General features: G+C 63.3%; 11 protein-coding genes. 3 read left to right on the top strand and 8 right to left on the bottom strand.

All coding sequences use genetic code 11. The annotated features are described in order from the left end of the window. Nucleotides 1–62 precede the first annotated feature (62 nt). The 3 genes from NANH_RS0108060 to parE form a co-directional block, all read right to left on the bottom strand. Complete coding sequence (locus tag NANH_RS0108060; protein ID WP_027261566.1) at nt 63–650, bottom strand: tetratricopeptide repeat protein; 588 nt, start codon at nt 648–650, stop codon at nt 63–65. Beyond that, on the bottom strand, nt 647–1,000 hold the full coding sequence (locus NANH_RS0108055; protein WP_139236309.1) for an SEL1-like repeat protein: 354 nt from the start codon (nt 998–1,000) through the stop codon (nt 647–649). The genes NANH_RS0108060 and NANH_RS0108055 overlap by 4 nt, the downstream gene beginning before the upstream one ends. A 484-nt stretch (nt 1,001–1,484) precedes the next feature. Beyond that, entirely contained in the window at nt 1,485–3,440 is a 1,956-nt protein-coding gene (gene parE / locus NANH_RS0108050; RefSeq protein ID WP_027261564.1) for a DNA topoisomerase IV subunit B, read from the bottom strand. A gap of 312 nt (nt 3,441–3,752) precedes the next feature. Between parE and NANH_RS0108045 the strand changes: the two genes are divergently transcribed. Then, nucleotides 3,753–4,487 carry an NYN domain-containing protein gene (locus NANH_RS0108045; protein WP_074920556.1) on the top strand — a complete coding sequence of 245 codons (735 nt, stop codon included), beginning with the start codon at nt 3,753–3,755 and terminating at the stop codon, nt 4,485–4,487. Here NANH_RS0108045 and NANH_RS0108040 read toward each other — a convergent pair. Together NANH_RS0108040 and NANH_RS0108035 are read right to left on the bottom strand one after the other, a co-directional pair. Next, a complete protein-coding gene (locus NANH_RS0108040) occupies nt 4,484–5,362 on the bottom strand; it encodes an alpha/beta fold hydrolase (RefSeq protein WP_027261562.1) in 879 nt (292 codons plus the stop codon). The two genes, NANH_RS0108045 and NANH_RS0108040, sit on opposite strands and share 4 nt — an antisense overlap. Nucleotides 5,363–5,369: 7 nt before the next feature. Next, nucleotides 5,370–6,659, bottom strand: coding sequence for an alpha/beta hydrolase family protein (locus NANH_RS0108035; RefSeq protein ID WP_027261561.1), 1,290 nt, complete (start codon nt 6,657–6,659; stop codon nt 5,370–5,372). 163 nt (nt 6,660–6,822) lie between these two features. Here NANH_RS0108035 and ppk2 point away from each other — a divergent pair, with 163 nt between their 5' ends. Continuing rightward, nucleotides 6,823–7,773, top strand: coding sequence for a polyphosphate kinase 2 (gene ppk2, locus NANH_RS25775; RefSeq protein ID WP_036049572.1), 951 nt, complete (start codon nt 6,823–6,825; stop codon nt 7,771–7,773). A 223-nt stretch (nt 7,774–7,996) separates the two neighbouring features. On the opposite strand, the gene NANH_RS0108025 is transcribed toward ppk2, so the two are convergent. Next, nucleotides 7,997–8,680 (bottom strand): DUF6778 family protein, encoded by a 684-nt coding sequence (locus NANH_RS0108025; protein ID WP_139236307.1) that lies wholly within the window; start codon nt 8,678–8,680, stop codon nt 7,997–7,999. Nucleotides 8,681–8,885: 205 nt separating this feature from the next. Next, nucleotides 8,886–9,347 (bottom strand): peroxiredoxin, encoded by a 462-nt coding sequence (locus NANH_RS0108020; RefSeq protein ID WP_027261559.1) that lies wholly within the window; start codon nt 9,345–9,347, stop codon nt 8,886–8,888. Between the two features lie 81 nt (nt 9,348–9,428). Here NANH_RS0108020 and NANH_RS0108015 point away from each other — a divergent pair, with 81 nt between their 5' ends. Next, nucleotides 9,429–12,797, top strand: coding sequence for an AsmA family protein (locus NANH_RS0108015; RefSeq protein WP_051372288.1), 3,369 nt, complete (start codon nt 9,429–9,431; stop codon nt 12,795–12,797). Here NANH_RS0108015 and NANH_RS0108010 read toward each other — a convergent pair. Continuing rightward, nucleotides 12,794–13,294, bottom strand: coding sequence for a PaaI family thioesterase (locus NANH_RS0108010; RefSeq protein ID WP_027261557.1), 501 nt, complete (start codon nt 13,292–13,294; stop codon nt 12,794–12,796). The two genes, NANH_RS0108015 and NANH_RS0108010, sit on opposite strands and share 4 nt — an antisense overlap. Nucleotides 13,295–13,326 lie beyond the last annotated feature (32 nt).

Here is a 13,326-nt window from a genome sequence, read left to right as displayed (position 1 = left end):
CTTGGTTCGCCGGTTTCCTGGTTGCGAGGCTGTCATTCGCCTGTGGACAGAAACGTGCCTTTTCAAACCGACACACCCGGCGCGTTTTCAACGCTTGGATTCGATTTTCCGGGCTCTCGCGCGGGCTTCTTCAAACCCACCCTCACAACCGCGTTTGTAATACGCGAGAATTTCAGATTTGCTGCGATATCCGCCGCGCAGTCTTTCGCCGAACAGGGCGACATTCGCGCAACTGGTTGCGTTCCCCATCTCGCAGGATTGTTCAAAAGTTCGACGGCGCGGCGATCATCCCGAGGGCGAGCCATCCCTTTCGCATAGATATCGCCCAAGCCGTTGCAACCGCCCGAGTTTCCCAACTGGCAGGCGCGTCTGTAAGCCTGCTCCGCCAGCGGCCCATTCGTTTTGACACCACGCCCGAACTCGTACTTCAAGCCAAGGTTGTGGCATGCGACCGGTTCGTCGAGATCGCATCCAAGTTTTTCGAATTCGAAGGAAGAAACGGGATCTGCTTTGGAAACGAGACCCTCGCCATGCAAATAGCCAGCCTTCGTGCAACTGTCGGCATTGCCGAGGCTACAGCCTCGGGTCAGGCGTCCAAGCGACATGTCGTAGTCGGAAAGCTGCGGATCGGGAATCCGGGTGCGTATCAAAGCGGCCTGATAACATCCATTCCCAAGGCCAAGTTAGCAGGATTTATCGAGCAGCGTGCCGGCGCGCTGCGGGTCCGGTCGCCGGTCTTGCCCAGATCCAGGGAAAGTCCCAAACGCCAACACCCGTCCGCAGAGTCCAGTGCAAAGGCGCGTTCCAATATCTCGACGGCGAGGGGGAGGTCTTTGGGAAACATTTCACCTTCATAATACAGCATTGCATAGCCATAGCAGCTTGCGGCGCTGCCCCTGGCGCAGTCGCCGCTTAGTATTGCCTCGGCTGTTTCATAGTCCGGCGGAATGAGTTTGCCATCGGCATAAACGCTTGCGTGAAACAGGCAGGCTGCGTCCATGCCCCAGCGCATGCCCGCGCGTAGAGATCCGCAACCAGATAGGGGTCGAGAGAATCAGGAAGGTGTTCGGACAGGTACGCAGCGACGCCGAGGCAAGCCGAGCCGACACCGGCATCACAAGCCGGGCCTAACAGGCCCATCGACAAGTCCAGATCACGCGGCAGGTCACGCCCGGACATCAGTTCGCCGCCGACGATCGTGCACGCCAGTTGCTCGCCTTGCAGACACTCAGTGAAATTCTGGGTATGCTCCATGCTTGTGCCGATCTTGCGCCAAACACCCTCGGTATCGAGCCGAGGCACAAGATCGGTGACCCACACGGAGCCCGCAACGGGATCGCAGGCATGGGGGAACGCAGAGGTTGTTGTTCGTCCGATGCCAAAGCAAGCATGAATGAGACGAAAGTGAGAATGTTAAACAGAAACATCGACGAACTCGTACCAGGAAACAGATAGTGTTAGCCTGGAATGGAAATGCCGTCAGCTCAAACATCCAGCTCTTCGACAAACCGCGCATTCTCCTGAATATACTGGAATCGCATTTCCGGCTTTTTCCCCATCAGCCGTTCCACCAGGTCGCCGGTCTCGCCGGGCTCGTCTTCGTCTATGGTGACGCGGATCAGCTTGCGCGACGCGGGGTCCATGGTGGTTTCTTTCAGATCCTTGGCGTCCATTTCCCCCAGACCCTTGAAACGCGAGACGTCGATCTTGCCCTTGCCGCCCAGACCCTTTTCCAGCAGCGCGTCTTTTTCCACCTCGTCGGTGCAATAGACCCGTTTGGCCCCCTGGGTAAGGCGGAACAGCGGCGGGCAGGCCAGGTACAGATGGCCGGTGTCGATCATCGGGCGCATCTGGGTAAAGAAAAACGTCATCAGCAGGGCGGCGATATGGGCCCCGTCGACATCGGCGTCGGTCATGATGATGATCTTGTCATAGCGCAGGTCGTCGACGTTGAACTTGGACCCCAGCCCGACGCCAAGGGCCTGGGTCAGGTCGGAAATCTCGGCGTTGCTGCCCAGTTTGGAACTGGCCGCGCCCAGCACGTTCAGGATCTTGCCGCGCAGAGGCAGCAGGGCCTGGGTCTTGCGGTTGCGGGCCATCTTGGCGGACCCGCCGGCGCTGTCGCCTTCGACGATGAACAGTTCGGTGCCTTCGCGGGTGTTGCTTGAGCAGTCGGTCAGCTTGCCGGGCAGGCGCAGTTTCTTGGTGGCGGATTTGCGCGCGGTTTCCTTTTCCTGACGGCGGCGCAGGCGTTCTTCGGAGCGCAGCACGAGGAAATCGAGGATCGCGCCGGCGGATTTGGTATCGGCCGCCAGCCAGTTGTCGAAATGGTCGCGCACGGCGTTTTCCACCAGCCGTTGCGCCTCGACCGTGGCCAGGCGGTCCTTGGTCTGGCCGACGAATTCCGGTTCGCGGATAAAGCAGGAAACCAGCGCGCAGCCCCCCGTCGTCAGGTCGTCGCGGGTGATCTGGCTGGCCTTGCGGTTGCTGATCAGTTCGCCATAGGCCTTGACGCCCTTGAGGATGGCGGCCCAGAACCCGGCCTCGTGGGTGCCGCCCTCGGGGGTGGGGACGGTGTTACAGTAGGACTGGATGAAGCCGTCGCGCGAGGGGGTCCAGTTGATCGCCCATTCGACCTTGCCCGGGGTGTTGAATTTTTCGCGGAAATCGACGGTGCCGGCAAAGGGGCGGTCGGCATAGGTACTGGCGCTGCCCAGGGTTTCGGTCAGATAGTCCGACAATCCGCCGGGAAAGTGGAACGTGGCCTCGGTCGGGGTTTCGCCGTCGTCAATGGCGGATTTCCAGCGGATTTCGACTCCGGAAAACAGGTAGGCCTTGGAGCGGATCGAATTGAACAGGCGGGCGGGTTTGAATTTGTGATGGCCGAAGATCTCGGCATCGGCATGGAAGGTGACGGTGGTGCCGCGCCGGTTGGGGGCGGCCCCGATCATTTTGACCGGACCCTGTGGGATGCCACGGGAAAACCGTTGTTCGTAGAGTTCCCTGTTGCGGGCGACCTGCACCACCATGGAATCGCTGAGGGCATTGACCACCGAGGCCCCGACCCCGTGCAGACCGCCGGAGGTTTCATAGGCCTTGCCGGAAAACTTGCCGCCCGCGTGCAGGGTGCAAAGGATGACTTCGAGTGCGGATTTGTCGGGGAATTTCGGGTGCGGATCGACCGGGATGCCACGGCCGTTGTCGCGGATGGTGACTGCGAAATCTTCGTGCAGTTCGACCTCGATCCGGTTGGCGTGCCCGGCGACGGCCTCGTCCATCGAGTTGTCCAGCACCTCGGCCACCAGATGGTGCAGGGCGCGTTCGTCGGTGCCGCCGATATACATGCCCGGGCGTTTGCGCACCGGTTCCAGCCCTTCGAGCACTTCGATCGAGGAGGCGTCATAGTCCGTGATGGCCGCTTGGGTCAGAAGATCGTTCATACCGCTGCTCTGTTGTTGTTTTGTCCCATTATGGCAGTGTGGCGGGGAATGGGGAAGGGCGAAGCTGTTGCGAATGGGCAGACGGGTGGCCATGCGGGCCCCATCGGGATGGCGCACAGCCCGCGGCCGCATTCGATCGAGGGGCATATGGTGCTGAACAGGAATGTGCGGTGGATCGGCGACGCGGCGCGGGCGGATGCCATCCGACCGACTGGGGCATCGCCAGGGCGTCAGGGAATCGCCAGTCCGGTGCCATTTTCCTGCCGCGATCGGGTGCCTAGTCTGGTGAAAATCCTTGCTAAAGGCTGCTCCATGACCCTTGCCGCACCCGTTTCGGAGTTATTTGCCGATGATCACACCGTCGCGGTCCTGATCGATGGCGAGAACATTGCCGTCAGTCACGCCGAGATTATCCTGAAACGGGCCAGGCAGCAGGGCGCGCTGCGCATCCGGCGGGTATACGGCAATGCGGCGCTGTTGTCGGGGTGGGATGCCGAGCCGGGCGTGGATCTGATCCACACCCATTGCGGCAAGAATTCGGCGGATATGAAGCTGGCGATAGACGCGGTGGATCTGGCGGCGCGGGGGCTGGCGCAGCGATTCGTGATCGTCAGTTCGGATGGGGATTTTACCCATCTGGCACGGTATCTGCGCGAACGCGGTTACCGGGTGACGGGAATGGGCGGGGTGCAGACCCCGGAGTCGTTTCAGCGGGCCTGCGGATGGTTTGTGCCGCTTGAGAAGCAGCAGGATGAGATGGAACCCAAGCCCGCAGTCATACCATTGCCGTTGCGTCAAACAGAACTGTCCTCCGTTCTGGTCGGCTTGCCACTTCACATGGCGGTTGCGGAAATCCTGCGTCGGGAGCGCGGCAGATCCTGGACCGAGATAGCTACGCTCAACGGGATGGTGCGTCGTCACATGGACATGCAGATCACGAGCTATCCCGAAAAGACATGGAACGGGTTCCTGACGAAACACGGTAACCTTTTCCAGTGTGACAGTTCAGGCAAGACGAAACGGGTTCGGCTGCGCCAGACGGCTTAGGACCGCTCCAGCCAATCCCGGATCGCCTGTGCCACGGCCTGTGGATCCTGGTGGATCAGCCAGTGGTTCAGCCCCGGCAGGTCGATGCGAGTCAGGTCGGGGACAAAATCCTCAAGCCCTTGGGTTGCCTCGGGCAGCAGGGCGGTGTCCTGATCGCCCCAGATCAGCAGATGCGGACAGCGCACCGTCAGGCGGTCCACCGGCAGCGCGGGCAGGTCGGTCAGCGGCTGGCCCGGTGCGGCGATGCGCAGGGGCGATGCGCGATACCAGTGGATCATGGTTTTCAGGCGGCCGGGACGTGCCCATTCGGTCAGGTAATCCTGTTTCTTGGCCTCGGTCAGCCAGCCGCTGTCCATCTTGGCCATGAACAGCGTTTTCATCCGGTCGAAATCATTGGCGGCCAGCGCGTCATGGCTGTCGTCGCGGCGCAGGTAATTGATGTACTGGCTGGCCTCCGATTGCGCCCCGCCAGCAGCCATGGCGCGTTGAAACGGCACCGGATGCACCCCGTTGGCGATGATCAGGCGGCTGACCAGATCGGGTTTGAACATCGCCAGCCCGTACGCCACCGCCGCGCCCCAGTCATGGCCCATTACCATGAGCGGTGCGCCGATCTGGTCGATCAGCGCCACCATGTCCCCGACCAGTTTGGACGTGGTATAGTTTTCCACCCCGTCGGGTGCCCAGCTTTGACCATAGCCGCGTTGATCCGGGGCAATGCAGTGGAACCGGTCGGCAAGGTGCGGCGCGAGATCGCCCCAGGCCCCGCCATATTCGGGAAAGCCATGTAGCATCAACAACGGCGGCAGGTCGGGATTGCCCCAACGGCGGATAAAGAACGGGGCGCCGTTCAGGGTCAGGGTTTGGCTCTGCATCGGTGCGTCATTCGCCCGTTGGCAGCGTTTCGAAGGTCAGCCCCTGTGCGGTGCGCGGGGCAAAGCCGCGCCAATAGGTATGATCCTCGGCCGGATTGCCCGCGTCATCGGTTGCCAGAACGCCGTCCGCGGCACGCGGGATAAGGTCGAGATAGTCGGCGCGGTCCTGCTGACCCTTGAGGTGCAGGTCGAGAAAGGCGGTGGCGAAATGCTGGGCGATGTTGTTCATGCGGTTGGTGTCCCAGACCGCGTCGGCATAATGGTCGAACGGTGCGAAATCCAGCGTTTCGACCATGGCCCAGCTTTCTTCGGGGGCGGGCATCGGAGCGGCGGCATTGTGATTGGCGGATTCAAACGTCAGCAGGTGGCGTGTGGTGTTGGACGCGCCTTCAAAGATCTGGCGGATCGCCGGATAGACCGACACATCGTCGGCACCGCCGGCCATCAGCAACAGCGGTTTCTGGATGCCGGACAGGCCCGAGGCATCCCAGAATCCGGCGTTCATGCCCCAGGGACCGATTGCGATCACCGCCTTGACGCGGTCGTCCACCAGCGCCGCGTGGGTCTCGGACCCGGCCAGGTGGCGGGCCAGCAGCCCGTTCGGCGTACCCCATTCATATTCGGTGGCCGCCTGGGTGACGCCGGCCCCGGCAAATATCAGCGCCCCGTAGCCGCCCATGGAATAACCGATGACGGCAGTGTTGTCCGCGTCGACGATGTCGCCCAGCGGACCGTCCAGCGCGGCCATCTGGTCGATCGCGAATTTCTGGTCGATGGGGCGGTTCAGCAGCGTCGAGCCAAAGGCCGCCTGATCGGAATAGGTGCTGTCGGCATGGTCGATGGACACGGCGACATAGCCCTTGGAGGCGAGGTTCTCGCCCAGATGACTCATCAGAAAGCGGTTGCCGGGATAGCCGTGGCTGATCACCACCAGCGGATAGGCCGTGCCGCTGGCCGGGGCGGCATCGCGCGCCGCCCGACCTTGCAGTGCGACCTCGGTTTTGCCATCGCGCAGCACGGCGGTATAGGTTCCGCCGGGCTGGGTACCGGTGGCGGCGGGATACCAGACCTCGACCGTGAGGGGGCGGTCATACAGCGGTTCGGCATCGGCCGTGGTGTTGACGATGTCGATCTGGTCCGGGTTCACAAAAGTCAGGGTCTGCACGCCGATGGGAAGATCGCCATAGGGGGCCAGGGCCGGAGCGTCGGGGCGGATGCGATCGATGCGGTTCTCGGCCTGAGCCATGGCGGCGGTGAGGCTGGCGGCCAGGCCAAGGGCGATCAGGATGGGGCGCATGGGCGGTTTCCTTCTGGAGTTCAATTTCTGCGACCGGCGTGCAATGGCCGGGACGGGAACCGGAGCCTTAACAGTGACAGTTTTTTGACACGGATCAAGGCTACAAATTCCGCAAGAGGCTAGACTGGAGATAATCATAAAACATGAAAAAGGAAACGTGCCTATGACAGTCCCGCCTGTTGCCAAACCGGTTGCCGCACAACCGACGCCGGTTTCGGCCCAACCGGAACAACCGGCCCAGCCTGCACAACCGCGCACGCAGCCCAGCGGCGAACAGGTGCGTCGTGCCTTTGAGAGCGGGCGGTACCCGTATTCCCGCAAGCTGAGCCGCCGCAGATACGAGGCGGACAAGGCGCTGTTGCAGGCCGAACTGCTGAAGGTGCAGTTGTGGGGTCAGGAGACCGGGCAGAAATTCGTGCTGCTGTTCGAAGGCCGGGACGCGGCCGGCAAGGGCGGTACGATCAAGCGGTTCACCGAGCACCTGAACCCGCGGGCCGCGCGGGTCGTGGCGCTGAACAAGCCGACCGAGGAAGAGCGCGGCCAGTGGTATTTTCAACGCTATATGACGCATCTGCCGACGGCGGGGGAAATGGTGTTTCTCGACCGGTCATGGTACAACCGTGCCGGTGTCGAGCGGGTGATGGGGTTCTGCAATCCGGGCGATTACCTTGAGTTCATGCGCCAGACGCCCGAGTTGGAGCGCATGCTGGTGCGGGCGGGCATCCGTTTGTACAAATACTGGTTCTCGGTCACGCAGCTCGAGCAGAAACGCCGCTTTGACAGCCGTGAGACCGACCCGTTGAAGCGCTGGAAGCTGAGTCCGATCGACAAGGCGAGCCTGACCAAATGGGACGATTACACCGAGGCCAAGGAGGCGATGTTCTTTTACACCGACACCGCCGATGCGCCCTGGACGGTGATCAAGTCCAACGACAAGAAACGCGCGCGGCTCAATTGCATGCGGCATTTTCTGGCGTCGCTGGACTATCCGGGCAAGGATCACGCGATTGTCGATGCGCCCGATCCGCTGATCGTGGGGCAGGCGCATCATGTGATCCACCGCTCCGATCATATTCTTGGCACCGCGCTGCACCCGGACAGCAGGGTGAAATAGGCGCTGTTGCCGCCCCATCGGTCCCGATCAGGAACGGGGATCGATGGGGGCCGGTGACGTTGGCCCCTGTTCCGGCGGACCGCGCGCGCAGGCGGTCGGATATCCGGATATATAGGCACCGCAGACGGCTTTTGCCGGAGTGCTCAGGCGGGGTGCCGCCGGGCGTCCCTTGGGGGCTGGGCGATGCGTTGCAGAGGCGGATGCGCCACCGCCCGCGGCAGGCTCAGCGCCCCAGGCTGCTGAATGTGCCGCGAATGTCGGGGCCGATGCCCAACCAGCCCTGAATCGTTGCGGCGACGTGGGTGGTCACGCGTTCTTTCTGTGACGGTCCGAATTGCAGGGCGTCTATGCCCTGTTCGCGCACCACGGCTGGCAGGTCGGCCTGGATATAGGTGGGTGGCGTCAGCGCGGCACCGGTACGGGAGTCGGTGATCTGAGCCGTGAAGGCGATGTTGTAAACCGCCTCGGGCGCGCGGGCCATGGTGATCGGCGTTACGCCGTGGAACTGTTGCAGGGTAATCGCCAGGGCGACCGGCTTGCCGCCGCGCATCCCGGCGGTGGCGGTGCGGGCGGCGTCGCGAATGATGGTCTGAACCTGTGCGCGGCGATCGCCTGCGGGGTCGCCATGCCAGACGATGTCGGCATTGGGGGCAAACGTATCCTCGTCGGAAACGGTCAGGGTATCGGGCACCGACACCTGCACGCTGCTGACGCGCCAGTTGGCGGTGGTCGCGGCATCCAGCGGTTCGCCATAATCCGTGGCCCATTCGCCACCGCAGGCAGACAGCAACAGCATGGCCGGAGCGATGCAGGCGAACCTGCGTACCCGGTGCAGAACGCGTGCGACCCCCGGGCCAAGGCGGCGCGAATTGCCGTGCTGCGTTGCCGCGGTGGTGGGGTGGGTCATCAGGTTTCTCCGTATCTTACTGTTACCAAACACGATCTGGTCGGCCATGACGGGCATCCGGTTGGCCCGGGATGCATGGCCGCCTCTTGATAGATCGCAAACCGATCTCTTGATAGGCAAAAATGATTAACGAAAACCTGTTTGCGCCCATTGTTGTGCGGTTGCGGCACATGCTGTGTTTTCACGCGATCCGGGTGTGCCGTTCTCAGAGATTCCGAGCGGCCTGCAGAACCTCGTCAACATGGCCCGGCACCTTGACCTTGCGCCAGATCCGCGCGATGCGCCCCCGGGCATCGATCAGATAGGTACTGCGTTCGATCCCCATGAAGGTCTTGCCGTACATCTTCTTTTCCACCCAGACGCCATAGTCTTCGCACGCGGCCCCGTTCTCGTCCGACAGCAATGCGGTGGTCAGCCCGTGTTTGCGGGCGAATTTCTCGTGGCTGGCAACGCTGTCCCTGGAAATCCCCAGCACCTGCGCGCCAGCTTCGGCAAAGGCCTGCAGATGTTCGGAAAATCCAATGGATTCCCTGGTGCAGCCCGGCGTATCATCGCGGGGATAGAAGAACAGCACAACGGCCTGCCCGCGCAGATCGGACAGGCTGACTAGTGTGCCGCCATCGCGCGGCAGGGTGAATTCGGGGGCGATGTCGCCAACGTCGAGCATGTCGTCTCCATTCGATTGATATCGGGTTACGGTCAGCATAGGTCGGAACCGGAAAACTTAAAGGCATTTGGGCCAGGACTCATGGCAGACAAACCCGAAATCCCATCCCCGCAGGATACTGCCGCCGCAGTGGTGCGCCGTCCCAGATCGCGTTGGTGGCGCGCGGGGGGCTGGTCGCTGATTCTCGTATCGGTATTTTCGCTGATGCTGGGCGGTCTGGCGCTGTGGGGTATCGGACAGACGCTGACCCTGCCCGAATGGTTGCGTGACCGCATCGAAACGCGGATCGAGCGCAATCTGGGGGGCATGCAGATCACCTTTGGCGATGTCGAGATGGTGGTCAACCGGGGCTGGCGGCCGCGCGTGCGGCTGCGCGACGTGGCGTTGACCGATGCCCGGGGGCTGCCGGTCGTTCAGTTGTCGGACGCCGAGGCCAGCCTGGCCATGCGGCCTTTGTTGCGCGGGCAATTGCAGGCCAAGAGCATTTCGCTGACCGGGGCCTTTGCGACCCTGCGGCGGGATGCGCAGGGCACGCTGTCGCTGGCGTTGGGCAACAATGCCGCCACCGTGAACCAGGCCGCCAATCTGCCGCGGTTGATCGAAAAGGGTGATCGGCTGTTCCTGCTGCCTGCCTTGGCGGCTCTGGTTTCGGTCGAGATGGATGCGCTGACCCTGCGCTATGAGGACGGGTTGAAAAACCGGGTCTGGACGCTGGATGGCGGGCGGGTGCAGCTGGACCGGGCCGGGGATGAGCTGCGGCTGGCTGCCGGATTCGCCCTGCTGACGGGAACCGATCAGGTCAGCACGATCGAAATGAACTATGCCAGTCGCATCGGGGCGAACAGTGCCGATTTTGGCATCCTGGTTCAGGATATCGAGGCTGCGGATATCGCGGCGCAGGCCGTCGCGCTGGCCTGGATGGATGTGCTGCGTGCGCCGATATCGGGCGCGTTGCGGGGCAGTGTGGATGCCGAGGGCGCGCTTGGCCCGTTGTCGGCGACCCTGCAGATCGGGGCCGGGGTGCTGCAACCCACGGACGCGACCCGTCCGATCCCGTTTGAGGGCGCGCGCAGCTATTTCACCTATCGACCCGCCGAACAGATGATTCAGTTCGACGAGGTCTATGTCGCAAGCAGCTGGGGCACCGGTCTGGCCGAGGGGCGGGCCTATCTGGGGTTGGGCGCGCGGGGATTGGATGCGTTGATCGGTCAGTTCAATCTGAGCGACATGACGATCAATCCCGACGGGCTGTATGAAACCCCGTTGCAGGTGCCGGGGGCCACGGCGGATTTTCGTCTGGAACTGGCCCCGTTCCGCATGACGCTGGGCCAGTTGCATGTCACGCAGCAGGACAGCCAGCTGCACATGTCCGGGGCGCTGGCCGCCGATCCCGATGGCTGGACGCTGTCGCTGGACGGGCGCACCGACAATCTGACGCCTGAACGCCTGCTTGAGCTGTGGCCGGAACGCGCCGTCCCCAAGCCGAGGAAATGGGTGGACGAGAACCTGTCGGGCGGCAGCCTGCGCGACATCGACCTGGCGCTGCGGTTGTATCCGGGGCAGAAGCCGAACCTGTATCTGGATTTCGATTATTTGGAGTCCACCATTGTCTTTCTCAAGACCCAACCGCCGATCTCTGGTGCCTCCGGGCAGGTCAGCATGGTGGGGGGGCGGTTTGTGGCCACGGCGACCGCAGGTCAGATCGTGGCTGACATGGGCGGGGCGGTCGAGGTCAGCGGCACCTCGTTCATCATTCCGGATGTCGATGTCAAACCGGCGACGCCGGCTCTGGTGCGGGTGCAGGGGCAGGGGTCGGTCACCTCGGTGCTGTCGTTGTTGAACCGTCCGCCGCTGGCGGTGCTCAAGGACACGCCACTGCCGGTGGATATGGCACAGGGGCAGGCGCGGGTGCAGGGGACGGTGGCGCTGCCGCTGAAACCCAGGGTGCAGTTCGAAGAGTTCGAGTTTCACCTGAACGGGCAGATCGATGGGGTCCAAAGCGATGTGCTGGTGCCCGATCACACGGTGCGGGCCGATACGCTGATGCTGACCGGGGATCAGACGCAGATCGTCCTGGCGGGCAGCGGCAGCATCGACCAGCTTCCGGTCGAGGTGCGTTGGCGTCAGCCTATCGGACGGGATACCCCAAAGGGCAGCCGGCTGGAGGGGCAGGTGGAACTGTCGCCACGGCTTGTCGAAACCTTTGGTATCGGCCTGCCCAACAACAGCGTGTCGGGCCGGGGCACGGGCCGGTTTACGCTGGATCTCGCCCCCGGCAAGCCGCCGACCCTGACGGTGACCTCGGATCTGAAGGGCGTCGGATTGAGATTGCCGCCGCTGGGCTGGTCCAAACCGGCGTCCGCTGCGGGCATGCTGGAACTGAACGGCGTTCTGGGGGCGCAGACGCGTATCGACCGGCTGGTGTTGCAGGCGGCGGGGCTGTCGGCCACGGGGGCGGTGGTCAATCGGCCCGGTGGCGGGCTGGACCGTGCCTTGCTGAGCTCGGTGCGGCTGCACGATTGGCTGGATGCCTCGGTTGAACTGGTGGGGCGGGGGCGCGCCGCGCCCGATCTGCGGATTCTCAGCGGGACGCTGGACATGCGCCGGGCGACCTTTGACAGCGGCGGCGGCGGCGGGGCGGATGCGCAGCCCGGCGGGTTGCAGGTGTCACTGAGCCGTCTGCAAGTGAGCGACACCATTGCGCTGACCGACTTTTCGGGCCGGTTCAATCTTGCGGGCGGCCTGTCCGGGCCGTTCAGCGGCAAGGTCAACGGGCAGACCCGCGTCAGCGGCCAGCTTGCCCCGCGTGGCGGGCGCAGTGCGGTGCAGGTGCAATCCAACGATGCCGGCGGGGTGATCCGCGCGGCCGGGTTGCTGACCAAGGCCCATGGTGGCGATTTCGCTTTGACCCTGCTGCCGTCCAGCCGCCCCGGACAGTTCGACGGGACGTTGCGGATCACCGACACCAAGGTGCGCGAGGCGCCGGCCATCGCCGCCTTGCTGAACGCGGTCAGCGTGGTCGGTCTGTTGGACGAGCTGTCCGGGCAGGGCATCCAGTTCAGCGAGGTCGATGCCAGGTTCCGTCTGGCCCCCTCGAAGGTGACGGTATTCGAAAGCAGCGCCATCGGTCCTTCTATCGGCCTGTCGATGGACGGGACCATGGATTTGCTCAGCAACCGGCTGCGGATGCAGGGGGTGATTTCGCCGATCTATCTGTTGAATCAGATTGGCAGCGTGGTGGGACGCAAGGGCGAAGGCATGATCGGGTTCAATTATACGCTCACCGGCCCGGCCAGTTCGCCACGGGTGCAGGTGAACCCGCTGTCCGCCCTGACACCCGGACCGCTGCGCAACATCATGCGCGGCGCGCGGCCACCGCTGGATGAAAATGCCCCATCGCCCCGGATCACCCTGCCGAATGCAAATTCGGGCAACGGATCCGGGCGTTAACCGTCGGCGATCTCATTGGGCGTCATCTGCATGACGATGCAGGTGGTCGATCCGGTGGCATAGAGTCTGCCATCCGCGACGCCCCGGATTTCGCCATGGGCGACGCCGGTGGATCGTCCGACATGGTCGGTTTCACCGATGCACTCGATCAGCGTTCCCAGAGGGATCGGGCGCAGGATGTTGATCTTGTATTCCAGCGTCGTATAGGCCGACCCGCGCGGCACGCGGGTCATCACCGCACAGGCCATGGCGCTGTCCAGCAATGTGCCGTACCAGCCGCCATGCACGGTGCCCATGGGGTTGGTGACGCTGAAGTCCGGCGTGCCGCGAAACACGGCGCGGCCTGTGTCGACCGAATACAGTGCATAGCCCAGCGTTTCGCCGATCGGAGGACCGGGCAGGCGGCCCTGCACGATCCCCTGCATGAATTCCAGCCCCGACATCGACAGCACCTCGGCCATCGACAAAAGTTCACTTGGATCGCTTGCGATGTTCATCCTGCCCCTCCTGTGCCGGATCAGGCTAGCAG

This window comes from Sedimentitalea nanhaiensis DSM 24252 (assembly GCF_000473225.1).
GTDB lineage: Bacteria > Pseudomonadota > Alphaproteobacteria > Rhodobacterales > Rhodobacteraceae > Sedimentitalea > Sedimentitalea nanhaiensis.
Note: the sequence above shows the minus strand (reverse complement) of the source record. Positions and strands in the feature narration are given on the sequence as shown.